15 protein-coding genes are annotated in these 17918 nt (G+C 68.8%); 3 read left to right on the top strand and 12 right to left on the bottom strand.

Annotation, left to right across the window (positions count from 1 at the left end; translation table 11 throughout):
* The first annotated feature begins 248 nt into the window (after window positions 1–248).
* Entirely contained in the window at window positions 249–1376 is a 1128-nt protein-coding gene (locus tag JWR86_RS00475; RefSeq protein ID WP_299559171.1) for a hypothetical protein, read from the top strand.
* 98 nt (window positions 1377–1474) lie between these two features.
* Here JWR86_RS00475 and JWR86_RS00470 read toward each other — a convergent pair whose 3' ends face one another.
* Both JWR86_RS00470 and JWR86_RS00465 read right to left on the bottom strand, forming a co-directional pair.
* Window positions 1475–1789, bottom strand: a complete 315-nt coding sequence (locus JWR86_RS00470) for a hypothetical protein (protein WP_299559168.1) — start codon at window positions 1787–1789, stop codon at window positions 1475–1477.
* A 151-nt stretch (window positions 1790–1940) separates the two neighbouring features.
* Window positions 1941–3167 carry a CoA transferase gene (locus JWR86_RS00465; RefSeq protein WP_299559165.1) on the bottom strand — a complete coding sequence of 409 codons (1227 nt, stop codon included), beginning with the start codon at window positions 3165–3167 and terminating at the stop codon, window positions 1941–1943.
* Window positions 3168–3260: 93 nt separating this feature from the next.
* Here JWR86_RS00465 and JWR86_RS00460 point away from each other — a divergent pair, with 93 nt between their 5' ends.
* The gene (locus JWR86_RS00460) at window positions 3261–4145 is read left to right on the top strand and encodes a CoA ester lyase (protein ID WP_299559162.1); all 885 of its coding nucleotides are present in this window, start codon (window positions 3261–3263) and stop codon (window positions 4143–4145) included.
* Here the strand turns inward: JWR86_RS00460 and JWR86_RS00455 are convergent.
* From JWR86_RS00455 to JWR86_RS00440, 4 genes are all read right to left on the bottom strand, one after another.
* Window positions 4142–5281 carry an ABC transporter ATP-binding protein gene (locus JWR86_RS00455; protein ID WP_299559159.1) on the bottom strand — a complete coding sequence of 380 codons (1140 nt, stop codon included), beginning with the start codon at window positions 5279–5281 and terminating at the stop codon, window positions 4142–4144. The genes JWR86_RS00460 and JWR86_RS00455 overlap by 4 nt on opposite strands.
* Window positions 5282–5326: 45 nt before the next feature.
* Entirely contained in the window at window positions 5327–6376 is a 1050-nt protein-coding gene (locus JWR86_RS00450) for an extracellular solute-binding protein (RefSeq protein WP_299559156.1), read from the bottom strand.
* A gap of 32 nt (window positions 6377–6408) precedes the next feature.
* Window positions 6409–8136, bottom strand: a complete 1728-nt coding sequence (locus JWR86_RS00445) for an iron ABC transporter permease (protein ID WP_299559152.1) — start codon at window positions 8134–8136, stop codon at window positions 6409–6411.
* Between the two features lie 177 nt (window positions 8137–8313).
* The gene (locus JWR86_RS00440) at window positions 8314–9183 is read right to left on the bottom strand and encodes an isocitrate lyase/PEP mutase family protein (RefSeq protein WP_299559149.1); all 870 of its coding nucleotides are present in this window, start codon (window positions 9181–9183) and stop codon (window positions 8314–8316) included.
* Window positions 9184–9518: 335 nt separating this feature from the next.
* On the opposite strand from JWR86_RS00440, the gene JWR86_RS00435 reads away from it, so the two are divergent.
* Complete coding sequence (locus tag JWR86_RS00435) at window positions 9519–10442, top strand: 2-dehydropantoate 2-reductase (RefSeq protein ID WP_299559146.1); 924 nt, start codon at window positions 9519–9521, stop codon at window positions 10440–10442.
* A 40-nt stretch (window positions 10443–10482) separates the two neighbouring features.
* Here JWR86_RS00435 and JWR86_RS00430 read toward each other — a convergent pair whose 3' ends face one another.
* From JWR86_RS00430 to JWR86_RS00405, 6 genes are all read right to left on the bottom strand, one after another.
* Window positions 10483–11448 (bottom strand): ABC transporter substrate-binding protein, encoded by a 966-nt coding sequence (locus JWR86_RS00430; RefSeq protein ID WP_299559143.1) that lies wholly within the window; start codon window positions 11446–11448, stop codon window positions 10483–10485.
* 125 nt (window positions 11449–11573) lie between these two features.
* Window positions 11574–12824, bottom strand: a complete 1251-nt coding sequence (locus JWR86_RS00425) for an adenylate/guanylate cyclase domain-containing protein (protein WP_299559140.1) — start codon at window positions 12822–12824, stop codon at window positions 11574–11576.
* Entirely contained in the window at window positions 12821–13219 is a 399-nt protein-coding gene (locus JWR86_RS00420) for a response regulator (RefSeq protein ID WP_299559137.1), read from the bottom strand. The genes JWR86_RS00425 and JWR86_RS00420 overlap by 4 nt, the downstream gene beginning before the upstream one ends.
* A complete protein-coding gene (locus JWR86_RS00415) occupies window positions 13216–16236 on the bottom strand; it encodes a GAF domain-containing protein (RefSeq protein ID WP_299559174.1) in 3021 nt (1006 codons plus the stop codon). Before JWR86_RS00415 ends, JWR86_RS00420 begins: the two co-directional genes overlap by 4 nt.
* A gap of 74 nt (window positions 16237–16310) precedes the next feature.
* Window positions 16311–17288, bottom strand: coding sequence for an ABC transporter substrate-binding protein (locus JWR86_RS00410; RefSeq protein WP_299559134.1), 978 nt, complete (start codon window positions 17286–17288; stop codon window positions 16311–16313).
* A gap of 410 nt (window positions 17289–17698) precedes the next feature.
* On the bottom strand, window positions 17699–17918 hold a 220-nt coding region (locus JWR86_RS00405), incomplete at its 5' end, for a hypothetical protein (RefSeq protein ID WP_299559131.1).

Raw genomic sequence — 17918 nt, 5'->3', positions numbered from 1 at the left:
AACACGCCGACATCATGCGGGCGATCCTGGCGAGCGACGGCAAGCTCGCGGCCGACCTCATGACCGGGCACATCACCCTGCTGACGGAGGGGATCGCCGATTTCCTGCAATTCGTGCGCGCGTCCGGGGACGGCATCCTCTTCGCCGAATTGACCTGAAAGCGGCCGCAGCCGGGTGCGGCGCCGCCGCTCGTTGCCACAAGGCCGACCTGGCGCCAGACAACGGCCGCTTCAACCGCGAGCGACGCCATGCACCGGACCCTCAGCCTCAGCCTGAGCCTCTTCGTCAGCGCGCTGCTTCTGGCAGCCGGCCCCGTCGAGCCCTCCTTGGCGGCCCCGTCAGTAGTCGGCGTCCATGTGGACAATCCGCATTGGCAGACGCGCGAACAGCAGGACGCCATGCTGCGCGACATGCACAAGGCCGGCGTGCGCTCCATGCGCGTGCCGATCGTGTCCACGCCGGACAGCGGATTCCAGAACAGCATCGATTTCGTCCGCCGGGCCTGGAAGCTCGGCATCCGCACCCTCGCCAACATGCCCCCGCAATTCGCCGATGACGTTCCGCGGCGGCCCGCCCTGCCCGGCTCGGGAGCGGATTGGCCCGAGCCGCCCATGAGCCTGGCGAGACCGGAGCTCATGCGGCTCCGCTTCGGCCTGGTTCTGGCCGAGTTCGAGCGCTCGGGGATCGAGCTGGACGGGATCGAGGTCGGCAACGAGATCAACTGGCCGCCCTTCAACGGCGATTTCGCGCTACCCGGGCGGGGCCGCATCTTCGATCTCAAGGATCTGGCGGAGGATCCGCAGGGGCAGCGGCTGGCGGCCGGGCTCGACCGCTATCTGCGCTCCGTGGAGGTCGTGAAGGAGCTGCGCGACGCCTCCCGGCTGAACCGCCGCACGCCGATCATCCTGGCAGGGCTGGTCGCGACCTCGCCCACCAACCCCACCCCAGGCTCCCCCCTGGACGCGATCGACCTGCGGGCGACCATCCGCTACCTGCGCGCCCGCGGTCTCGACCAGCTGGTCGATGCCTACGGCGTGCACACGTATGTGGGGCCCGGAGCGGGTGTGGACGAGCGCAGGCGGCACCTCGCCGTGGAGGTGTTTCCGGAATGCGCACCGGCCGGGAGCCCGGAGGGCAAGCCGTGCTGGCTGACGGAATGGGGCATCCCGCTGCCGCCGGTTTGCCCGGCCACCGGGGACAGCGAACGGGCTGCGGCCGCGCGCTCCTACTTGCAGGATTTCGCCCGCTACGCCGAAGCCGGGCGCCTGCAGGCGCGCTACTGGTACGACTGGAAGCTGGACAACGTGCCCCACATGACGGCGATCCACCGTTGCGGCGACCTGACCGAGACGGGGCGGGTCGTGGCCGTGCCCTGACGGGCGGCCGGGCGCCGTGCCGCTGCTCGGGCGCGGCTTCGGCCAGCGCCCGAGACCGCGGAGAAGGCGGCGCCGGGGATCCCGGCGCCGGGTTCGTCTTAGCGCTTCGGCGCGGCCCGCGGTCCGCCCTGGGCGCCGCCGGTTTCCTCGCTGCCTGCCTTCTGGGAGGTCGACGGCCCGCCATTCGGAGTGACGCGAACGGACGAGGACCCCGACACGCCGGTCTGGGACGTGGTGCCCGTGACGCCCGTCTGGACGCCTGCACCGCCGCGACCGCCCTGAGCGCCCCCGGTCGCCTCCGCTCCGGCCTTCTGGGACGTGGAGGGGCCGCTGTTCGGAACCTGCGCCAAGCTCGCCGAGGCCGACAGGAGGGTGGCAGCTGCCACGAGCGGCAGAATGGATCGAGTTGTCATCGGGCTTCCCGTGTTGTGTGGCCCTCCAACAGGGCGCCTCGCAGGTCGTTCCCGCGAGGCGCGGCCGGGTTCGGTTGAGCACAAAGCGCCCTGGGGCCTGAACCAAACGGCGGGTTGGCCAGGCTTGCACGGGTTCCCGGCCCCGCCTTCGCTAGATGACGTTGTCTCTCCTGAGGGCCGCGATGTGCTCCGCATCCAGGCCCAAGGCCCCCGACAGCACCTCGTCGGTATGCGCGCCGAGCGCCGGCCCCAGCCAACGGACCTGTCCCGGCGTGCCCTCCAGCCGCGGCACCACGTTCGGAACCGCGATGCGGCCCACCCGGGGGTCGTCGACATAAAGAATGTTGCCGCGTGCCCGGTAGTGGGGGTCCTCGAAGATCTCGTCGATCGCGTAGACCGGGCCGCACGGCACCTCCGCCTCGGCGCAGCGTGCGAGCGCCTCGTCGCGGGTCATTCCCGAGGTCCAATCGGCCACGATGCCGTTGACCTCGCCCCGACGCGCGATGCGGGCCGCGTTGGTGGAAAAACGCTCGTCCCCGATCATGTCGGCCCGCCCCATCACCTCGGCGAGACGGCCAAAGATGCGGTCATTGGTGCACGCGATGGCGACCCAGCGCCCGTCGCCGGTCGGATAGTGGCTGTGCGGCACGACGAGCGGCGTCTCGGGCCCCTCCCGACGGCGCACGAAGCCGTTTCTCTGGAAGGCCGGCGCGACCTCGTCGAGAATGCGGAAGATGCCCTCGTAGAGCGCGATGTCGATGACCTGCCCCCGGCCCGTCCGGTCGCGGGCCCGCAGCGCCATCTGCACGGCAAAGGCCCCGAACAGCCCGGCCATGTAGTCCGACAGCGTCGCCGAACCGGGCTGGGCCGGCGGCCGGTCAGGCTCCCCGGACAGGAAGGAGATGCCCCCGAAGGCATTGGCGATCCGCCCGAAGCACGGCCGGCTCGCATAGGGGCCTGTCTGGCCGTAGCCCGAGATCCGCAGGAGGATGAGCTTCGGATTCACGGCCCGAAGGTCGTCCCAGCCGAGCCCCCAGCGCTCGAGCGTGCCGGCCTGGAAGTTTTCGCAGACGACGTCGCTGACCGCGGCGAGCGATTTCAGAAGCCCGGCGCCCTCCGCCTTGCGGAGGTCGATGGTGACCGACTTCTTGTTGCGAGCCTCGGACAGCCAAACGAGCGTGTCGCCGACCTCTGTCGGCGTGCCGAGCCGGCGGGCATGGTCGCCGACCTTGGGCAGCTCGACCTTGATCACCTCGGCCCCGAACTCGCCCATGAGCGTCGCGGCAAAGGGCGCGGCGATGAAGGTGCCGATGTCGAGCACACGCAGGCCGGAGAGCGCGCCTCCATCCGGGGCGCCCTCTGGTTCGCTGGTCTGCATCAATGTCCCCCCGCTCGTCTGGTGTTGCTTGCCCGACAGTAATCGCTACGGCATGTCGCACAACCGCGTTTCGCGGCTGCAAGGAGATCTGCGATGGCGGTGTTCCGCTCCTTTCTTTTCGCGCCGGGCAATCACCCACGACGCGTCGAGAAGGCGCTCACGCTCGATGCCGACGTGGTCATTCTGGATCTTGAGGATGCGTGCCCGGTCTCCGAGAAGATCGCCACCCGGGCCGTGGTGGTGGAGGCGCTGAGCAAGCCGCGGGCGGGGCTGGGCTATGTCCGGGTGAACCCGATCACCACCGAATTCGGCTACGGCGACCTGATCTCGGTTGTCCGGGCGGGCGTGGACGGCATCGTGGTGCCCAAGATCGAAGCCGCCGACGAGTTGCGGACCGTGGAGTGGCTGGTCAGCCAGATCGAGCGCGAGCAGGGACTGCCCACCGGTGGCATCGACATCATGCCGATCATCGAGACCGCGAAGGGCGTGTCCGAGGTCGGGTCCATCGCCCGCTCCGGAACGCGCGTGCGCCGCCTCGCCTTCGGGGCCGGCGACTATACGCTCGACATGAACCTCGCCTGGGAGCGGGACGAGCTCGAATTCATGCCCGTCCGAAGCGCCATTGCGGTGGCGTCACGGGCCGCGAACCTGGAAGCTCCGATCGACACGGTCTGGGTCGACATGCAGGACAAGGAAGGCTTTGCCCTGTCGGCGGCCCGTGTGCGGCGGCTCGGCTTCCAGGGCAAGCTTTGCATCCACCCGGACCAGGTCACCGCGGCGAATGCCGCCTTTACGCCCACGGACGCCCAGGTCGTCCGGGCGCGCGCCGTCGTGGCGGCCTTCGAGAAGGCGGAAGCGGAAGGCTCCGCTTCCATCCTGCTCGACGGGCAGTTCATCGACTACCCGTTCGTGTACCAGGCGCAGCGCGTGCTGGCCTCGATGGAGCGGATCACCGCGCGGCGGGCAGGCCCGAGCTAGGCCAGCGTTTCAGCCGCGGCACTGGCGGCGCCCCCGAGCGGCTCCTCGCCGCCCGGGTAGGCCCAGCACAGGGCAGGCGGCAGTTCGACCTCGATCTCGCTGCCGACCACGTTGCGAAGGTCCGTTCCGAGTTCGATCGCTTCGAGTCGACCGCCGAGCACCGCGAGGTCGTACACGGTCTGCAGGCCATGATAGTGCTGAGCGGCCACGCGGGCCCGGAACCGGTTCGGCGTTCCCTCCAGCCCTGCCCCGAGCCGGATGTTTTCCGGCCGGACGGCGATCTTGACGGGGCTGCCGGGACCCATCCCGGCCGGCAGCACGACGGACATGCGCTCGCCAGTCGCGACCTCGACGATGCCAAAGGCGCCGTCCTGCCCGACGGTGCGGCCGGAGAGCAGGTTCGAGGCGCCGGTGAAATTCGCCACGAACATATCGGCCGGCCGATTGTAGATCTCGTGCGGCGTGGCAAGCTGCAGCAGCTTGCCGTCGCGCATCACGCCGATGCGGTCGCCCAGCACCACGGCTTCGGCCTGGTCGTGCGTGACGTAGAGCGCCGTCACGCCGGTCTCCTTGATGATGCGCCGGAGATCGTCCCGAAGCCGAAGGCGGAGCTTGGCGTCCAGATTGCTGAGGGGCTCGTCCAGCAGCAGCAATTGCGGCTCGTAGACGATGCTGCGCGCCAGCGCGACGCGCTGCATCTGCCCGCCGGAGAGGGCCACCACCGGCCGCTCGGCGTAATCCGACAGGCCGACCAGCTCGAGAGCCCCGCCGACCTTTCGGTCCATCTCGCCGCGCGACACCTTCCGGTGCCGCAGCGGGTAGGCCACGTTCTGGCGCACGGTCATGTGCGGCCAGACCGCATAGGACTGGAACACCATCCCGACATTGCGCTGCCGCGGCGAGACCAGGATGCCCTGTTCCGGCGCGGAGACGACACGGCCGCCGATCGAGATGGAGCCCGCGGTCGGGTGTTCCAACCCGGCCACGCACCGCAAGGTCGTCGTCTTGCCGCAGCCCGAAGGCCCGAGCAGAACGACGATCTCCCCAGCCTCGATCCGGAAGCTGACGTCGTCGACGGCAGGCTTGCCCGTCGCGAACACCTTCCGCAGGTGCTCAACCCGCAATTCCGTCGACATCCTCGCCTCTTCCTGTCTGCCTGAACCCGTGTCCCAGGCGCGCGTCTACTGCCGATAGCCGTAGATCTTGTTCCAATCCTCGACCCAGGTGTTCCGCAGCTTCTCGTACTGGCTGAACTCAGGCAGCCAGACCTTGGCGACCTTGGGATCGAACCCCTCCGGCAGGATCGGGGGCTTCTTCAGCGAGGTCAGGTTCCCGAACTGCTTGATCATGAACGCCTGGCCTTCCTCGGACAGGCACCAGTTCAGGAACAGCTTCGCGGCGTTCGGGTTGGCCGCCGTCTTCGGGATCGCGTCCGCATAGGGGTTCACCGGAATGCCCTCGGGCGGGAAGACGATTCCGATCGGGGCTCCGTCGCGCTTCTTGGAATAGACGATGTTGTAGAGCGACGGTGCGATCGTCACCTCGCCCCGCACCAAGGCGTCGGCCAGCGGTGCGCCCGACGGATAAAGCCGCGGCTTAGTGGCGGCCTGCTTCTGCCAGTAATCCTCGCCCAGCACCTGGCGTTCGAACATGGTGCGGGTCCACGTCGTGCCGCCCGAGGGCGCGATCACCTGGCCGATTTGGGCGTTGCCGTATTCCGGCTTGGTGAGGTCCATCCACGTCTTGGGCGGGTCTTTCACCAGCGCGTCGTTGTAGGCGATCACCCAGCCGAGGGTGATGCGCGGCCAGATCTTCGGGGAGGGGTGCGAATCCGGCAGGTAATCGGCGGCGTTCGGCGGCGCATAGTCCTGGAACAGATCCGCCATCTCCAGCATCAGCCCGCGATCGGAATGGTCGATCACGTCGGCAATGAGCTTGCCGGCTGCGGCCTCGGTCTTGATGCGGGTGATCAGCTGGCCGCCCGAGGCGCGCACCATCTCGACCTTCACGAACGGGAACCGCTTGTTGAAGGCGGCGATGACCTCCTGCTCAACCTCGGTGAAGCCCGCCGTGTAGAAGACCATGCGGCCCTCCTTCCGGGCCGCCTCGATCAGCTCGGGCGGTCCGAAATTCGGCTCCTGCGCCTGCGCGGCCCCCGTCGCCGCCGAGACCGCCACGGTGAATGCGACCGCAGCTTTGGCCAGATGGCGAAACATGCCCAATGGTGCCATGTCCGAGCTCTCCCTTGTGGTGTCCGTTGTTGTTATCCGGCCCGCCCGATGCCCACGTCGGCCGGGGCCGCCGCGCTGCGCGAGGCGAGGTGCGCGAGGCTGATGAGCACCCCGAGCAGCACGGTCTGAACCAGGCTGAACGCGGCCGTGATGCCGAGATTGCCGCCCTCGTAGTAGTCGAGCAGCAGCACGGCCATGACCATCGTCTGGCTGGTGTAGAGGAACAGCGACGAGCCGAGCTCCCGGATCGCCAGGATGAACAGCAGCGTCATGGCGGCGATCACGCCCGGGCGGGCGAGCGGCAGCACGATCGACCGGAGCGTGCCGAGGAGCCCTCGCCCGCAAATCCAGGACGCCTCCTCGAGCTCGCGGTGGATCTGCAGCATCGAGGTCGAGAGCGCTTTGATGGTGTCGGGCAGAAAACGCGCGATGAAGGCGAGCGCCAGGATCCAGATCGTGCCGTAGAGGCCGCCCGGCAGGCCGATCCAGGCCCACAGGTAGGCGACGCCGATGACGAGGCCCGGGATCGCGACCGGCAGGGTCGAGATGATGTCGAGCGCCCGCCGCCCGACCACCGTGGTGCGGTGGATGGTGTAGCCGAGTGCGAAGGCGAGCACGCCACCGATCACGGCCGTGATCAGCCCCACCTCCATGGTGTTGGCGATGGACCGCAGGGCGAGCGGGTTCGCAAACAGCCGCTCGAAATGCTGCAGCCCGTATTGCCGGCCGTCGAACAGGGCCGGCAGATCACGGATGAAGAGGAACTTCCGGAATGCCGCCACGACGAGCGCAAGGGTCGGCAGCACGACGACAACCAGCAGATAGAGCAGCGCGAGGCCCAGGGTGAGAAAGCGCCAGGGCCCGAGCCGGAGCGACCGCGGCCGGAACGCCTTGCCGGCCACCGTCGTGTAGCTGCGCCCGGAGAGCAGCCATTGCTGCAACCAGACCAGGGCGCCGGTGACCACCATCAGGAGCACTGAAACCGCGGCGGCGGTCGCATAGAGAGGCGGCGACCAGGCGGTCAGCTTGAAGATGTAGGTGGTCAGCACCGGGATGTTGCCGGGCGTGCCGAGCACGGCCGGGATGCCGTAGATCCCGAGCATGACCACGAACGACAGGAGGGTCCCGGACAGGATGGCCGGAGCGATCAGGGGAAACGTGACCGTCATCAGGGTTCGCAGCGAGCCCGCGCCGGAAATCTCGGCCGCCTCCTCCAGCGCCGGATCCATGTTTCGCAGCGCAGACGCCGTGAACATGTAGATATACGGCGCGTAGTACATGCCGAACACGATGATCATGCCGGTCATGCTGTAGACGTCGATGCGCCAGGACAGGCCCATCGCGGCCATGAACGTGTTGATGAGCCCGGTCTTGGGCGAGGCGAGAATGGCCCAGGCCACCCCGGCCACCAGGGGCGGCACGAACAGCGGCAGCATGCTGGTCGCCGCGATGAGGCCCTTCCAGGGCGTGTCCGTCCTGACCACGACCCAGGAGAAGGTGAGGCCGATCAGGACCGCGACGGCCGTGCCGCCGGCGCAGACCAGGAGGGAGTTCGCCAGCGCCAAGTGAACGTTCGGATTGGCCAGGACGTCCGTGAAATTCGTGATCGAGAGATCGAAGCCGCGAAAGCCTTCGACCACAGGGTTGGCGTTGGTCAGGGCACCGAGCAGCAGAACGGCGATCGGGTAGATGACCAGGAAGGCCAGGATCAGGAGCAGGGTCCCGCTCCAGAGCCATGAACCCGCCTTGCGCCAGTTCACACCGGGCCTTGTCCTTGTTTGCGGCGCAGACAGCGCCGTCACCTCCGCAGACACGGATGGTTTCCTCCAGTTGTCCAACTCTTCGGTTGGATCATGGTCCGTCAGCTTACACGCGTTTCTCCGGGCGCCGCACCATTTGTGAGCTCGGCTCCGATTCAGCTTGGGCCGAGCGCCCGTTCATGTCTCCAGGAAGGTGCGGGTCCAGCTCTCGTATTCGTCCGCTCGGGTGGCCTTTCGCATCAGCTCGGCCGACGCGAGCCCGTCCAGTCGGCCGGGCTCGGTGCCGTCCCGGAGGGCCTTCAGCGTCGCGTAGGTCGCCTGCACGGCTGCCTGGAACGGCTGGTGGCCCTGCAGGCACAGGCGGACGTTGCGGGCGGTGAGGTAATCGAGGTCCATCAAGGCCGGCCCCACGCTGCCGAGAATGAGCGGCAGGCTCAGCTTCGGCGCGATGGCATCGAGCTGATCGCGCGTCTTCACGCCGACCAGGAAGATCGCGTCGACTCCAGCCGCCTCATAGGCGCGTGCGCGCTGGACCGCGTCGTCCACCCCCGTGATCTCGACCGCGCTGGTGCGGCCCGCGAGCACGAGGTCAGGGTCGTGGCGGGCCGCCACGGCGGCCCTCATCTTTCCGGCCCCCTCCTCGACGGAGAGCAGGCGCTGAGCGCCCTGGCTCGCATAGGGCCGCGGCAGGTCCGTATCCTCGATCGAGAGCCCGGCCACCCCGGCGGCCTCGAGCTCCTCGACCGTCCGCATCACGTTGAGGGCGTTGCCGTAGCCGTGGTCGGCGTCGACCATCAGCGGCAGGTCGGCGCCCCGCCCGATGCGCCGGGCCTGGTCTGCAAATTCCGTGAGGGTGAGAACGATGAGATCGGGGGCACCGAGCACGGCCATGGAGGCGATGGAGCCCGCGAACATGCCGACCTCGAAGCCGAGATCCGCCGCGATGCGGGCCGAGATCGGGTCGTAAACAGAACCTGGGTAGACACAGCGGCCGCCGCCCACCACGCGCCGAAAGCGCTCCCGACGTCCTGTCCAACGCGACGGCACTGCCTTCGGCCTCCAAGCGATTTGCCGACGAGCCCGCATCCGGCCGGGGCTCCCGAGGCAACTTCCTCCACCGGTCCCCTCGCGGCAAGTTGCCACAAGGTCGGGTTGACGTCCCGCCTCAAGCAGGGAAGGCTCGCGCCCAACCGCTACTCGCGCCGGGGCCGATCAGCCCTGTTTCGGGGTCCAGGTGGACCACCCCCTGCAAGCATTCATGCGCGGCTCGTCTCGGCGAGACCGTGCATCGAAGCGCGCGCCACCGCATGGACAAGCGGCGGGCGCGTCCAAACCTCCCGGCCGAATCGGGCGGGCAACACGCGACGAAGGAGGAAACCCGGGTGCGTATCGTGGTGATCGGGACCGGAGCCATGGGCTCCGTCTATGCTGGGCTTTTGGCCGATGCCGGGCTCGACGTCTGGGCGGTCGACAGCTGGGCCGACCACATCGAGGCCATTCGCCGCGACGGCCTGCGGGTCTCCGGCGCCAGCGGCGACCGGGTGGCGCGGCTGCAGGCGAGCACGGACGCGCGGGACGCCGGTCCGGCCGACCTCGTCATCATCGCGACCAAGGCCAGCGGCGTGGAAGCGGCCGCCGAGGCGGCGCGCGGCATCCTGGCTCCCGAAGGCCTCGTTCTCACCATTCAGAACGGGCTCGGTTCAGCGGAGCGGGTGGCCGCCATCGTCGGCAAGCACCGGACCTTGATCGGGGTGGTCGGCGGCTTCGGGGCCTCGATGCGGGCGCCCGGCCACGCCCATCACAACGGCTGGGAATTCCTGCGCCTCGGCGAATACGACGGCGGGCTCTCGCCCCGGCTCGAGGGCGTCGCCGAGCTGTGGCGCAAGGGCGGCTTCCGGGTCCTCCTGTTCGAGGACATCCACCAGCTCATCTGGGAGAAGTTCATCTGCAATGTCGCCTTCAGCGGCACCTGCACCTTGACCGGACTGACCATTGGCGAGGTGCTCGCCGATCCGGGCGCCTGGCAGGTGGCCTCGGGCTGCGCCACCGAGGCGCATGCGGTTGCCAGGGCCAAGGGGATCAGGGTCGATATCGACGACCCCTCCGCCTATGTGCGGGCCTTTGGCGAGAAGATCCCGAACGCGCGCCCGTCGATGCTGCTCGACCACATGGCGGGGCGGCGCTCCGAGATCGACGTCATCAACGGCTCGGTGCCGCGTGTCGGGGCCGAGGTCGGCGTGCCGACCCCGGTGAACGCGACCGTGGTGGCTCTGGTGCGGGCCCGCGAAAAGGCGTTCCCGGCCTGAACCTCGGCTGCGGAGAGGGGGCGCGGGAGCGCCCCCGACCTCAGTCGATGAGCTGGTCGGCCCGGGCCAGCAGGTGCGGCGGGATGTCGAGGCCGAGCGCCTGTGCGGTGGCGTTGTTGACCGTGAAGTCGAACGCGGTGGGCTGCGCGACCGGGAGGTCAGCGGGCTGACGCCCGCGCAGAACCTTGCCCACGTACTCCGCCGTGCCACGGTCCTGCTCGCTGCGGCTCGGCCCGAGGGTCACGAGCACCCCGAGGGCGGCTCCGGAATTCGAGAAGGTGGGCAGGCGGTGTCGCAGCGCGGCGTCCAGCAGCCCCTTGCCGACCAGGGTCGGCTGGATGAACAGCGCCTCGGCTCCGCCGTCGCGCAGGGACCGCACCACCGGCTCGAAATCGTCCTCCGGCCGAGCCAGGCGCGCCACAACCTCGAGGCGGTTGCGCGCCGCGCCGCTTTCGATGTGCTCCCGCAGCGGCTTGGAATAGGGATCGGCTCCGTTCAGCAGCACCGCGAGCCGCCGCGCCTCGGGCAGCAATTCGCGGACGATGTCGACCAGCTTGCCGGCGAGCCCCGGCGAGGCGGCCGACATGCCGGTCAGGTTTCCGCCCGGGCGCGACAGACTCGCGACGAGCCCGGTGCCGACCGGGTCGCCGACCCGCGAAATGATGACCGGGATCGTGGGGGTCGCGTCCCGGGCAGCCGAGGCGGCCGGGGTCTGGAACGCCACGATCGCGTCCACCTTGAGCCGCACCAGATCGAGTGCCATGTCCCTGAGCCGCTCGTGGTCACCGCCGCCGGAGCGCCGTTCGATGCGCACCGTGCTGCCCTGCCGATAGCCGAACTCCTCGAGCGCGGCTTCCACGCCGGAGAACCACGGCTCAGGATCGGGCCGGCCGAGCGCCAGAAATCCGACGGTCGCTGGTCTCGTATTTGCCGCGGCGGGCGCGGACCGCGCGGTCCAGAAGGCTGCGCCCGCCCCCAAGCCGGACAGAAAAAATCGCCGCTTCATTCTGTTCCCTCGGCCGTTTGGCTGGCCTGCTTGCCTCGAGGGCGCGGGGCTCGTCGGTGCGCCCGAACGACGTGGTCCCGTCCCCTCGCCCACCCCGGCCGAGCGAGGTCCCGCGCCCGAACCGCTTACGCCAGCTCGATCCGGGTTCCCACACCGCCGTTGAGCAGCCGCTTCAGGTGAAAGCTTGCCAGGCGGTCGTCCGGCTTCTGGCCGACCACCGCCGCGAAGGCCGCCATGGCGCCCGCGTCCGCGGCCTCGAGCTTGCTGAAGGCTTCGCGATATCGGGCGGTCGCGGCGTCGTCGGAGGCAGCTTCGGTGAGCGGCTCGAAGGCTCGCAGCGCCTCCGTCTTGCCGCGCAGGACGACGTCTCCCACCGGGCGGCCCCGGAAGCCCTGCGCCCGCTCGGCGACCGTGGCGCTGACGCAGACCCGCGTTCCGAGCTGCTTGTTGGCCGCCTCCAGCCTGGCCGCCGTGTTGATGGTGTCGCCATAGGCCGTGTAGTCGAAAAAGCGCCCGCCACCGAAATTCCCGACGATGGCCGGGCCGGCATTGACGCCGATCCGGGTGGCGCCGACCGCGACGCCGCGCTCGGCCCAGCGCATCCGAAACGCTTCGGAGCAGGCATCGAGGTCGAGCGCGCAGGCGACCGCGCGGTCGGCGTGGTCGGGCTGGTCCCCGGGCGCCCCGAACAGGACATGGATGGCGTCCCCGACGATCTTGGCCACCGTGCCGTCATGGGCGAATACGACGTTCGTCATCTCGGCCAGGTACTCGTTCAGGATCTCGGCCAGCAGCGCCGGATCGAGGCGTTCCACCAGCGTCGTGAAACCGGCGATGTCGGTGAACAGGGAGGCGACCTCCCGGCGCTGGCCGGCCAGCGCCAGAATGGAGCCGTCAGCGGCGAGCCGTTCGGCAAGATTGGGCGAGAAGTAGCGCGACAGGCTGGCATGGGCCCGCTCCGCCTCCGATTGCCGCCGCCGCGCCTCCTTCAGCATCTCAACATGCCGGATGGTCTTGGCGATGGTGGCCTCGAGGTCGGCGAAATCGATCGGCTTGGTCAGGAAGTCGAAGGCCCCACGATTCATCGCGGTTCGAATGTTGGCCATGTCGCCATAGGCCGAGACGATCACCGTGGAGAGCTTGTCCTCGGCCTCCTGCAAACGGGCGAGCAGCGACAGGCCGTCCATGCGGGGCATGTTGATGTCGGACAGGACCATGTCGATGTCCCGATGCTCGGCCAGGGTCGACAGGGCCTCGACGCCGTCATGGGCGAACAGAAAGCGGACCCCGCCCTCACGGATTTGACGCCGGAACTTCTGGACGACGAGGGCCTCGAGGTCCGGTTCGTCATCGACGACCAGGATCTTCGCTGTCATGCAGCCCGGTCGATCTCTGCGAGGCGGCGGTCGATCTCGCTGCGGAGCTCGGCGAAATCAATGGGCTTGCTTAGGAGGCCGGACGCCCCCGCCTCGATCGCGCGCCGGCGGGTTTCCGGGTCGCCATAGGCCGTGATCATGATCACGGGCACGTCCGGACGCGCCGCCTTCACCCTGGGCAGGAGCTCGAGCCCGGTCATGCCCGGCATGTTGATGTCGGACAGCATCAGAATGAGGCTGGTGCCCTCCGGCACCGCGATGCGCTCGAGCGCCTCGGCCGCGGAATGGGCGAAATCCATCGCGAAGCGGCCGGACCGAAGCTCCCGGCGGAACTGCTGGCGGAACAGATCCGCAACGTCGGGCTCGTCGTCGACGACCAGGATCAGAACGCTCATGCGCCCCTCTTCGCTGCTGCTGTGGCCGCGCCTGCACGCGGCAGGGTGATGGTGAATTCGGTGAACTGGCCGGGGCTGGACGCGACCTCGATGGTCCCCCCGTGCTGCTTCACCACGATGTCATGGCTCAGGGACAGGCCGAGGCCGGTTCCCTCGCCGGCCGGCTTGGTCGTGAAGAACGGATTGAACATCTTGGCCTTCACGTCCTCCGGAATGCCCGTTCCGTTGTCCCGGACCCGGATCTCGACCCTGTCCCCGAGGTTGCGGGTTGTCGCCGTGATAGTCGGATCGAAGGCCCCGTCCAGTTCCGCCTTGCGCTTGGTGGCGGCATAGAAGCTGTTCGAGAACAGGTTCAGGAGAACGCGGGTGATTTCCTGCGGGTAGAGGTCCGCCTCGCCCGTTGCAGGATCCAGCTCCCGGCGGAGCGTGACGTTGAAGCTCGGCTTCTCGGCCCTGGCGCCGTGATAGGCGAGATTCATGCTCTCCTCGACGATGGCGTTGACCTCGACAGGACGGTGCTCGCCGACGCCCTCGCGCGAATGGAGCAGCATGTTCTTGACGATCGAGTCGGCGCGTTTGCCGTGCTGGACCACCTTTTCGAGATTGCCTTTCAGCATGCCGGTGAGCTCGTCCACCTCCTCACGGGCCCGCTCGTCCAGCGAGGCCGGCTCGAGAACCTGACGAAGCTCGTCAATGAGGTCGGCGGACAGCAAGGAGAAGTTGTTCACGAAATTCAGCGGGTTCTTGATCTCGTGCGCGATGCCGGCGGTGAGCTGGCCCAGGGACGCCAGCTTCTCGGACTGGACGAGCCGATCCTGCGCCTTGCGCAAGTCGTCCAGCGATTGCTGCAGCTCCGCGGTCCGCTCCTTCACCTCCTCGAACAGCCGTGCGTTCTGGATCGCGATGACGGCTTGGTCGGCAAAGGTCTGCACAAGTTCGATCTGCCGCTCCGTGAAGGGCCTGACCACCTGCCGGGTCAGGGTGAACACGCCGATGGGTTCGCCTTCGCGCATCAGAGGGACGCCGAGGTTGGTCCGGTAGCCGCCCAGTCTCTGGTACTCGCGCGCCAAGGCACTCCGGCTCTCGTCAGCAAGGACATCGACGACCTGCACGGCGCCCCCCGATGCCGCCGCCCGCATGGTCGTGCTGCCCCGGTCGAACGGGAAAGGGTTGGCACGCGCGAAGGTCTCAAATTCGGCCGAGAAGCCGACATTGGCGCAGAGGCCGAAATGGCCACCCTGCCTCAGGAAGATGACGCCCTTCTCCGCCTCGCAGAGCCGCGCCGCGGATTCGACCAGGGTGGTCAGCACCACGTCGAGGTTAAAGGCCGAGCGGCTGATGACCTTCAGCACGTCGGCGGTCGCGGTCTGCTGCTGCAAGGACTCGCTCAGTTCCGCCGTTCTCGCCTGCACCTCGTCAAACAGGCGCGCATTCTCGATCGCGATCACGGCTTGGTCGGCAAAGGTGGTCACGAGCGAAATCTGCCGGGCCGTGAAGGGACCGGCGGCGGGGCGGGACAGCGCCAGGACCCCGATGGGGTCGCCTTCGCGCAGCAGCGGCACGCACAGGATCGACTTGAACCTGCCGACGCGGCTCGCTTCCGTGAAGGTGAATTCCGGGTCCGCGTCGACATCGGGCACGTGGATGGGACCGCGTTCCAGGATCGTGCGTCCGACGAAGGTGCCGCGCTCCGGCCGCATCGGATTGCTTTCCATCACGGCCCAGAACTCCGGCGACACGCCGAACCCCGCCGCCGGCCGGAACACCTCGCCGTCCTTCAGGTAGATGAGAGCCCGGTTCGATCCGCACAGATGGGCGGCGGATTCGATCACCGTCTTGAACACGGCATCGAGGTCGAAGGCCGAGCGGCTGATCACCTTCAGGACATCGGCAGTTGCGGTCTGCTGCTGCAGGGTCTCGTTCAGATCGCGCGTCCGCTCCACCACCTTGGCTTCCAGGGTCTCGTGGCTCTCCTGGATCCGGCTGGCCATCTGGTTGAAGCGAACCGCCAGGGTCTCGATCTCGTCCCCCGTCCGGATCGTGATGCGCTCCGAGAGGTCGCCGCCGCCCAGTCGCTCGGCGCCGTCCTGGAGGCGGCGGATCGGCACAACCATCCGGCGGGCCAGGTAGGTGCCGGCGACGCTGGCCAGGAGGAGCCCCAGGCCGAGGAGCGCGGCCGTCTGGGCGAGCGAGGTGTAGACGGGCGCGAGCGCCTCTTTGACGGGCAGCTGAACGAAGACCAGCCAGCGAAGGCGTGCGATGGGCGCGTGCGCGCTCAGCACGCGGGCGCCGTCCTGCGCCTCCACGATCTCGGCCGCATTCGATTGCCCGGGCACGCCCGCCAGCGCGGACGCGACCTGTGGCAGGCGCGACAGGTCCGTGTCTCGAAGCACCAGGCTGAGGTCCGGATGGGCAATCAGCCGCCCCTGTGAATTGACCACGAAGGCGTAGCCCTTCTGGCCGATCCTGATGGCCGTGATCACGTCCCAGATCAGCTTCAGGTTCACCTCGGCGACCGTCACGCCCGGGTTCCGGCCCGCATGCGCGACCGCGATGGTCATGTACGGCTCCGAGCCACGCCGCAGGTAGACGGGGCCGAACCACGACTTCTCGGCGATGGCGCGCAGGAATTTCGGCTCCCCGGACAAGTCGATCTGGCTGCCGACGGCGTCCGGTTCGAGGCGGGAGACCTTGAGCTGCTCCTTGCCGGCCGCGTCGAGATAGCTGATCTCGGTGATGGCGGGCGCCTGGCGGAGCAGCCGGATGAAATCGTACCGCTGCTGCTCGAGCGGGACGCGCCGCCACTCGGCCCGCGTGGTCCAGCCCATCTGGTTTTCGATCTCGGCAACGAACTGGCCGATCCGCTCCGCTGCGGCGTGCGCCTTCTCCTGCTGCACGCTCACGGCCGCGGTCTTGGCCTCCTGGTAGCTGAGCCACAGGTTGATCGCCCCGTTCACCAGGAGAACGAGCGTGACGAGGCCGATCAGCGCCGCCGCGAGTTTCGCGGCAAGCGGCATGCGCAGCCGCGTCCCCGGCAACGGGCGGGCCGCTTCGGCCGGCAGGGCCGGCCCCGTCGCCGTGCCGACCACACTCATTCGATCACGTCGTCCGCCCGGGCGAGGATCGCCGGCGGAATGGTCAGGCCCAAGGCCCGGGCCGCCCTTAGGTTAACGACGAGTTCGTACTTTGTCGGGGCCTGGACAGGAAGGTTCGCCGGCTTCTCCCCCGACAGGATGCGCATGACGTAAGGGCCGGCCCGGCGAAACAGTTCGATCGCATCGAAGCCGTAGGCCACGAGGCCTCCCTCTCGGGCATGGAAGCCAAACGGGTACATGGCGGGCAGCCGGTGCCTCTCGGCGAGCGCAAAGATGGTTTGGCGCTGAACCGAGTTGACCGGCGTGGGCAGCACGACCAGAGCCCCCGGGCCGCCGGCGACGAAGGCCTCGATGCCAGCCTCGATCTCCGGCCGGCTTCGGGCATGGATGGGAACAGTCCGCATACCGAAGCTGGGTGCAACGGCCTCGATCCGCTCCCAGAGGGCCGAGAAACCGCGCGCACCCGGGTCGTGCAGCACTCCCGCGCGGACGACGCCGGGCGCGATCGCTTTCAGCGTCTCAAGCCACTTGCCGCCGATCTCCGGCTCGAAGGTGCTGAACCCGGTGATGTTGCCGCCTGGCCGGGCCAGACTGGTGACGAAGCCGGCGCCGACCGGGTTCGTGACGACCACGAAGACGATCGGGATCGTGGCAGTCAGCGGGACCAGGGCGGCAAGGCCCGCGGTTCCGTTCACCAGGATCACGTCCGGCGCGAGAGCCACCATCTCCCGCGCGTAGGAGGTCGCGCGGTCGGGGTCGCCGGCCATCCAGCGCACCTCGAGCCCCGCGTTGCCGCCGTCCGCCCCGGCGGCTCGCAGGCTCTCACGGAAAGCCGCCAGCCGCACCTCGCCCTCGCTGTCCCCCTCCCGGTAGGACATCAAAACGCCGACCCGCCGCACCCGGCTCTGGGCCTGAGCGGCACGCGGCCAGGCCGCCCCGCCGGCGAGCACCGCCACGACATCCCGCCGCCTCATGCGCCCACCTCCTCGGCACGGGCCAGGACCGGCGCCGGATCGGCGAGGCGGGGCGCTTCGGCACCGCGCAGGTCAAGCAAAAGCTGCAACGTCGTTGCAGACGCTACGGGCAGGTCCACCGACGTCGCGCCCCTCACGAGCTGGAGCATGTTTGCGGGTCCAGAACAGGGTTGCTGTGTCGGGCGGCGCGACCAGCAGCCGGACCGCCTTCGGCCAGGTGAGGCGAAGGATACACACCTCCGCGCCTGATGATCCAGCGCCCATTCGGGGCACCGCCGCCTGCTCTTCGGCGCCCCCGCAATTTGAGGCGGCGAAGCCTGACGCCACTCTCCGCTGCAGGTCCACAGGTCAAAAAGGGCCTGCTCGGCCTCGGGCGTGATCCAGACCGGCGGTCGGACCGTGCGCGATCCTTACGCGGCCGACCCGAGCCGCTTCGTCTTGGCCCGCGAGCCTCGGCGCGCGCGACCTTCGCTGAGCACCGGCCGCTGTCTTGGCCGGGGGACGTCTTCGTCTTGTGCCGCCTCGGGGATTTCCGCGATCATAACCACAAACCACAGGGCCGAGGCGACGTGCTCGTGCATCGCCGCCGAGCCCACAACGTCGTCGCCCTTCTCTAGGGCGGCGACCACC

It is taken from the genome of Enterovirga sp., from assembly GCF_028290205.1.
In the GTDB taxonomy this organism is placed as follows: Bacteria; Pseudomonadota; Alphaproteobacteria; order Rhizobiales; family Beijerinckiaceae; genus Enterovirga.
Note: the sequence above shows the minus strand (reverse complement) of the source record. Positions and strands in the feature narration are given on the sequence as shown.